Genomic DNA, 6,962 nt, shown 5'->3' with positions numbered 1-6,962 from the left:
GCCTCGCCGCCTGGGTGACCGGCCTCCTCCACGGCGACCTCGGCACCTCCCTCACCTCGGGCCGCCCGGTCGCCACGTACCTCGCGAACGGCGCCGGCCCGACCGTGCTGCTCGCCGCCCTCACCGTCGCCCTGCTCGTACCGGTCTCCGTCGGCCTGGGCGTGCTCGCGGCCCGCCACGAGGGCCGGTTCGCCGACCGCCTCATCAGCTCGGTGACGCTGGGCGTGTACGCCGTACCGGAGTTCGCCCTCGGCGTCCTCCTCATCACGGTCTTCGCGCTGCGCCTGGGCTGGCTGCCGCCGACCGCCGTCGGTTACGGCAGCGACCTGCTCGCCCACCCCGAAGCGCTGGTCCTGCCGGTCCTCGTGCTGCTCGCGCGGCCGGTCTGCTCGCTGGCCCGGCTGATCCGCGCCGGCATGATCGACGCGCTGGCGTCGCCGTACGCGGCCCAGGCCCGCCGGTACGGCATTGCGGGGGCGCGCATCCGGTACGCACACGCCCTCCCCAACGCCCTCGCGCCCGCCGCCCAGCAGCTCGCGCGCACCATCGACTGGCTGCTGTGCGGCGTCATCGTCGTCGAGGCGCTCTTCGTCCTTCCCGGCCTCGGCACGGTCCTGATGAACGCGGTCGCCGAACGCGACGTCCCGGTCATCCAGGGCCTCGCGCTGGTCTTCGGCCTCACCGCGGTCGCCCTGAACCTCGGCGCCGACCTGGTGACCCGCCGCTTCGCCCCGCGGACGGGGGTGGCGGCGTGAGGTACCCGGTACGCACTCGCCCGCCCCGCCCGGCCCGTTTCCTCCTCGGCCTCCTCCTCGTCGCCGTGCCCCTCCTCCTCGCCCTCCTCGGCCCCCTGCTCGCGGGCGAACCGGGCCCCCGGGCCGCCTCCTTCACCCTCGGCGACGGGCACTGGGCCGGTACCGACTTCGTCGGCCGGGACGTCTGGCGGCAGGTACTGCTCGGCGGCCGTACGGTCGTCCTCACCGCGCTCTCCGCGACGGCACTGGCGTACGCGGTGGCCCTGCCGCTCGGCCTCGCCGCCGCGCTGACCCACCGGGCCTGGCTCGAAGACGTCCTGATGCGCCCCCTGGACGTCCTCCTCGCCATCCCGTCCCTGCTCCTGCTCCTCCTGGTGGCGGCCGTCTTCCACCCCGGCACCGCCGGACTGGCCGTGCTCGTCGCGCTGGTGAACATCCCCGACGCGGCACGCATCATCCGCGCCACCGCGGCCGAGGCGGCCGCCCGCCCGGCGGTCGAGGCGCTGCGGATGCAGGGCGAGACCTGGTGGCGGATGGCCGTGGGCTACGTCGGCCGCTCCACCCTGCGCACCCTCACCGCCGACGCCGGTACCCGGCTGACCGGTGTCCTGTACCTCGTGGCCACCGCCGCGTTCCTGGGCGTCGGCGTGGCCCCGGACGCCGCGGACTGGGCGGTGATGGTCGACCGCAACCGCACGGGCCTGTTCGTCCAGCCCTGGGCCGTCGTCCTCCCCGCCCTCCTGATCGTCGCCCTCACCACGGGCGCCAACCTGCTCTTCGACGCCGCCCAGACGCCCCGCCCCCACCCCCGTACACCGCTCCCCGCCCCGCCATCGACACGGAAGGCCCCCCACCCATGACCCGTGCCGACCAGCGACCCCCCGCCCCCGCCCCCGAACCCCCAGCAGCCGAAATCCTGAACCTCAGCGTGCTGCTGCCCCACGGGGCCGCCGTACGCAAGCCCGGCACCACGCCCAACAAGCCCGAGGCAGAAGATGCGGGTCGTGTGCCCCTCAGCGAGGGCGTGCCCCTCAGCGAGAGCGTGCCCCCTATCGACAGCAAGCCCCTCATCGACGGCATCACCCTGCGCCTCCACCCCGGCCGGATCACCGCACTCGTCGGCGCCTCCGGAAGCGGCAAGACGACCACCGGCCTGGCGCTGCTGGGCGAGTACCCGCCCGGCGCCCACGTCACCGGCGAGGTCCGCGTACCGGCCGGTCGCGTCGGTTACGTACCTCAGCACCCGGCCGCCGCCCTCAACCCCGCCCGCCGCGTGGGCGCCCTCCTCCGCGACATCGCCCGCGCCCAGGTACGCGACCTGCGGCTGCCCCGCCGCGACCGCCGCACGGCCGTCACCGAACGCGTCCTGCGCGCCTGCGCCGAAGCCCAGCTCCCGGACGCCGCGACCCTGCTGCGCCGCTACCCGCACCAGCTCTCCGGCGGCCAGCAACAGCGCTTCGTCCTCGCCCAGGCCCTCCTCGCCGGATGCCGCGTCGTGGTCGCCGACGAGCCGACCACCGGCCAGAACCCACTGACCAAACGCCACATCGCCGCCCGCTTCGCCGCCCTGGCCCGCCAGGGCATCGCCGTACTCCTCCTCAGCCACGACCTGGACGTCGTACACACCCTCGCCGACGACCTCCACGTCATGCACGAGGGCCGCATCCTCGAATCCGGCCCGCCGCACCGCCTCCGCCAATCCCCCCAACACTCCCACACCCAAGCCCTCCTGACCCCCCAGCTCCCACCGCCCCCCACGCCCCCGGAACCCACGAAGCTCTCCCAGTCCCGCAAGCTCTCGCAGCCTGCAAAGCCCGCCCAACTCGCCCAACTCGCCCAGCTCCCGCCGTCCCCGACGCTCCCGCAGCCCGCGAAGTCCGCCCAGCCGGCTCAGCTCACCCAGCCCCCGAAACTCCCGAACCCGGCGAGTACGTCCCCCTCCACACCTCGCCCCCCTGCGGACGGCACTCCGCTCCCTCCCCTCCTCCACATCCCCGCCCTCACCGCCCACCACCACCGCACCCCGGTCCTCCACATCCCCTCCCTCACCCTCCGCGCCGGCGAGTGTCTGGCCGTGGTCGGCAGGTCGGGCAGCGGCAAGACGACGCTGGGCCGCTGCCTGGCCGGCCTGCACCGCACCTACGACGGCGAGATACGGCTCGACGGCACGGTCCTCCCGCGCAGCCTCCGCGCCCGCACCCGCGAGCAACTGGCCGCCGTCCAGTACGTCTTCCAGGACGCCCGGGCCGCCTTCGACGAACACCGCCCCGTCCTCGACCAGGTGGCCCGCACCGCCGTCCGCCTCCGCGCCGCCCCCGCCGACGAGGCCCTGACCGAAGCGCGGCGCACCCTCACCGCCCTCGGTCTCCCCGACGGCCTGGTACGCCGCCGCCCGCACCAGCTCTCCGGCGGCGAACTCCAACGCGCCGCCCTGGCCCGCGCCCTCCTGGCCCGCCCCCGCGTCCTGATCTGCGACGAGATCACCTCGGGCCTGGACGCCGTCACCCGCCGTTCCCTGCTCACCCTCCTCACCGACCTGCTCCACACCCGCCCCGACCTGGCCCTGATCCTGATCACCCACGACCCCGAAACCGCCGCCCTGGCCACCCACACCGCACCCCTCGAATCCGCCCACCTGACCGAACCCGTCCCCACCCCCACCCCCACATGACTCAGGACCCGCACCCATGAGGTGCGGGCCCTGAGTCGTTCCCGTAAGCCGGACGGGTCGTCCCCCTCCCCGCGCCGGTCTCCTCGCTCCTTCTACTTGGTCGCCTTGCCCGCCACTTCCTGGTCCTGCGTGCGCTGGTCGGACCCTCCGGACTTCTCCTGCGACCGGAGCATCTGGGCCATCGCCTCCAGGCCCTGCGCGGCGGCGGTGCCGCTGCCGCAGGTCAGGGAAGCGATGAGGCCGCCGAGCAGACCTGCCCGGTCGGCGACTATCCGTACCTGGCCGATCTCGACGACGAGACCCAGCAGGTCCAGTCGCAGTCCCTGCGGAATGTTGAGTACGACACACTCTCGGGGCGGTGTTGTCATTACGGTCTCCACGGTCTCCCTCTGAAGGACCAACCGCGTTTCGGTACCCCCCGAAGGCCCGCCCAGACGCCCCAGCGCACTCCCGGCCCACCCTCTTCCGGAACCGCTCCCGACCGGGGAACGCCGCGTTCCCGGCCAGCGGCGCGAACCGGCTCCCGCGGTACTAGACGCACCGCCACGCCCCGCCACCGGCATCGCCCCAGCCCAACGCCCGTGCCGACGGCTCCTCACTCCTCTCCGGGCCGGAAGCGCCGGCCACGGCCACCGGGCCCATCACCGGTACGGACCCCAGTCACCACGTCGACACGTACGTACAGCCGCGGCTCCCGCCCCCTCATACCGCGTCGACCGAGAGACACCCCGAAAGCCCACCCACCCAGTGCGCCCCCGACCCGCCCCCGCCCACCACATCGGACCGACCCACCGCTACGCACCCACACAACGCCGAAGGCCCCGACCGGCGAACCGGTCGGGGCCTTCGTCTGCCCTCGCGGGCTGAGGCGGAGGATACGAGATTCGAACTCGTGAGGGGTTGCCCCCAACACGCTTTCCAAGCGTGCGCCCTAGGCCTCTAGGCGAATCCTCCGCGGAAGACATTACATGACGTGGGGGAGTGCTCGCGAACTCGGTCGGTGGGGGGTGATCCGGGAGGGGGGCCGGCGGTGGGTGCGGGTCGTTTCCGGGGCCGGGAATCAGGTACTGTGGGCGCAGCCCCTCACGTGGCGCTATCTGACTGAACTCCCCCAGGGCCGGAAGGCAGCAAGGGTAGGTCGGCTCTGGCGGGTGCGTGAGGGGCGTTTGCGTTGTCGGGGCGGTGGTGGCAGCGAGGGCGATGACGGTGCCTGTGGCCCGCGATCCGTCGTCTTGTGTCTGTTGTGCCCGTCGGGGCTGAGGCTCTGGCGCCCTGTCCCTATGGCCTTGGTCCTCCGGGCTGCGCTTCGGTGGTCCGGGTCTGGGGTCTCGGTACTTCGTGTCCAAGGCACCTGGCGTTTGTGACCGAGGTCTCGGTGGGCTGTGCCCCTGCAGTCCCGGTGGTCTGTGACTGACGTCTCGGAGGTCGACGCCTGCGGTTTCGGCGGCATGCGTCTGCGGTCCCGGCCGGGGCGTGCCTGGTGGGCCCACCGCGCGACAGCCGCGGCCCGCCGCACCCACCGCTGTGGGGTTTCGTTGGCGGGGCCGGTTGTCGGTGCGGGCCGATATCGTCGTAGGCGTGTCATCCCTTGCGCTGTACCGCCGCTACCGCCCCGAGACCTTCGCCGAGGTCATCGGGCAAGAGCACGTGACCGACCCGCTGCAGCAGGCCCTGCGGAACAACCGCGTCAACCACGCGTATCTCTTCAGCGGACCCCGCGGCTGCGGCAAGACGACCAGCGCGCGGATCCTGGCGCGCTGCCTCAACTGTGAGCAAGGTCCCACTCCGACTCCCTGCGGGGAGTGCCAGAGCTGCGTCGACCTCGCGCGCAACGGCCGCGGGTCGATCGACGTGATCGAGATCGACGCGGCGTCGCACGGTGGTGTGGATGACGCGCGCGAGCTGCGCGAGAAGGCGTTCTTCGGTCCCGCGAGCAGCCGGTACAAGATCTACATCATCGACGAGGCGCACATGGTCACCTCGGCGGGCTTCAACGCCCTGCTGAAGGTGGTCGAGGAGCCGCCGGAGCATCTGAAGTTCATCTTCGCGACCACCGAGCCCGAGAAGGTCATCGGGACGATCCGGTCGCGTACGCACCACTACCCGTTCCGGCTGGTGCCGCCCGGGACGCTGCGCGATTACCTCGGTGAGGTGTGCGGGCGGGAGGAGATCCCGGTCGAGGACGGCGTGCTGCCGCTGGTGGTGCGGGCGGGTGCCGGGTCCGTGCGTGACTCGATGTCGGTGATGGACCAGCTGCTGGCCGGCGCCGGTTCCGACGGTGTGACGTATGCCATGGCCACGGCTCTGCTCGGTTATACGGACGGGTCGCTGCTGGACTCGATCGTGGAGGCGTTCGCCTCGGGCGACGGCGCGGCGGCCTTCGAGGTCGTGGACCGGGTGATCGAGGGCGGTAACGACCCGCGGCGGTTCGTCGCGGACCTGCTGGAGCGGCTGCGCGACCTGGTGATCCTGGCGGCGGTGCCGGACGCGGCGGAGAAGGGGCTGATCGACGCCCCGGCCGATGTCGTGGAGCGGATGGAGGCGCAGGCTTCCGTCTTCGGTGCGGCCGAGCTCAGCCGGGCGGCCGATCTGGTCAACACCGGGCTGACGGAGATGCGCGGCGCGACCTCGCCGCGGCTCCAGCTGGAGCTGATCTGCGCGCGGGTGCTGCTGCCCGCCGCGTATGACGACGAGCGCTCGGTGCAGGCGCGGCTGGACCGCCTGGAGCGCGGCGTCGGGGTCGCGGCGCTCGGCGGCGGCATGCCGGGCGGGCCGGGTGGACCGGGCGGTGCTCCCGGTACGGCTGGAGCGGCTGGGATGCCGGTCGTGCAGTCCGGTGGCGAGCCCGCCGCGGGGTACGTGCCCGGGCCCGACGCGCACGCGGCGCCCGGCGTGCCGGCGGGGCCGAGCGGACCTGCGGCCGCACGTGCGGCGGTGCGCGGCGCGATGGGCACCGGGGGAGCTGGGGGAGCTGCTGGCGCTTCGGGGGCTGCGCATGCCGCGGGCGGCGGCGCGGCGGCAAGCGGTACGGGGAATGGGCCGGGGGCCGGACCGGCGAGTGGAGCGGCAGGGGGACCGGCGAGTGGTCCCGCGGGTGGCCCTGGGGCAGGCCCCGGGGGCGGTCAGCCGGTGGCCGGCGGGGCGCCCGGAGCGGGGGCTGCGCCGGGTGGCGGCGGTGGCGCGCCGGCCGGTGCGTGGCCTACCGGTACGCAGCAGCCGGGCCGCGGGCCCGGTGACGGTGCGCAGGGCGCGGGTGCCGGCGAGGACGGCGGCGCGGGTGCGCGTCGGCCGGGGGCCTGGCCGGGCGGCGCGAGCGGTCCCGGAGGCGGTAGTGGACCCGCCGGACCGGGTGGAGCCGGTGGGCCTGGTGGTACCGGTGAGGAGTCCGCGCGGCGGCCCGGTGCCTGGCCGACCGGGGGAGGCGCGGGGCCGCAGGGCGGTCCCGGAGCAGGCGGTGGCGCCGAGGGCGGTGCGCCCGGCGGACGCCAGCCCGGCAGCTGGCCGACCGCGGCCGCGCCCGGGAGCCAGGCCGGTGG

General features: G+C 74.2%; 5 protein-coding genes, 1 tRNA gene and 1 other RNA gene. 5 read left to right on the top strand and 2 right to left on the bottom strand.

The annotated features are described in order from the left end of the window. The 3 genes from C3486_RS35750 to C3486_RS35740 form a co-directional block, all read left to right on the top strand. Window positions 1–755 (top strand): ABC transporter permease (locus C3486_RS35750; RefSeq protein WP_103837028.1); only part of this gene is annotated, 755 nt, incomplete at its 5' end. Then, on the top strand, window positions 752–1,615 hold the full coding sequence (locus C3486_RS35745; protein ID WP_103837027.1) for an ABC transporter permease subunit: 864 nt from the start codon (window positions 752–754) through the stop codon (window positions 1,613–1,615). The genes C3486_RS35750 and C3486_RS35745, both read left to right, overlap by 4 nt. Next, a complete protein-coding gene (locus C3486_RS35740) occupies window positions 1,612–3,426 on the top strand; it encodes an ATP-binding cassette domain-containing protein (protein ID WP_103837026.1) in 1,815 nt (604 codons plus the stop codon). Before C3486_RS35745 ends, C3486_RS35740 begins: the two co-directional genes overlap by 4 nt. A 92-nt stretch (window positions 3,427–3,518) precedes the next feature. Here the strand turns inward: C3486_RS35740 and C3486_RS35735 are convergent, their stop codons facing one another. Both C3486_RS35735 and C3486_RS35730 read right to left on the bottom strand, forming a co-directional pair. Further along, window positions 3,519–3,794, bottom strand: coding sequence for a hypothetical protein (locus C3486_RS35735; protein ID WP_146075129.1), 276 nt, complete (start codon window positions 3,792–3,794; stop codon window positions 3,519–3,521). 501 nt (window positions 3,795–4,295) lie between these two features. Next, window positions 4,296–4,380, bottom strand: a tRNA-Ser gene (locus tag C3486_RS35730). A gap of 120 nt (window positions 4,381–4,500) precedes the next feature. Here C3486_RS35730 and ffs point away from each other — a divergent pair. Together ffs and C3486_RS35720 are read left to right on the top strand one after the other, a co-directional pair. Then, window positions 4,501–4,599: signal recognition particle sRNA small type (gene ffs / locus C3486_RS35725), an RNA gene on the top strand. A 405-nt stretch (window positions 4,600–5,004) separates the two neighbouring features. Further along, a partial coding sequence (locus C3486_RS35720; protein WP_103837024.1) for a DNA polymerase III subunit gamma and tau occupies window positions 5,005–6,962 on the top strand: 1,958 nt, incomplete at its 3' end.

It is taken from the genome of Streptomyces sp. Ru73 (assembly GCF_002920575.1).
GTDB lineage: Bacteria > Actinomycetota > Actinomycetes > Streptomycetales > Streptomycetaceae > Streptomyces.
This window is presented reverse-complemented; position numbering and strand designations above follow the sequence as displayed.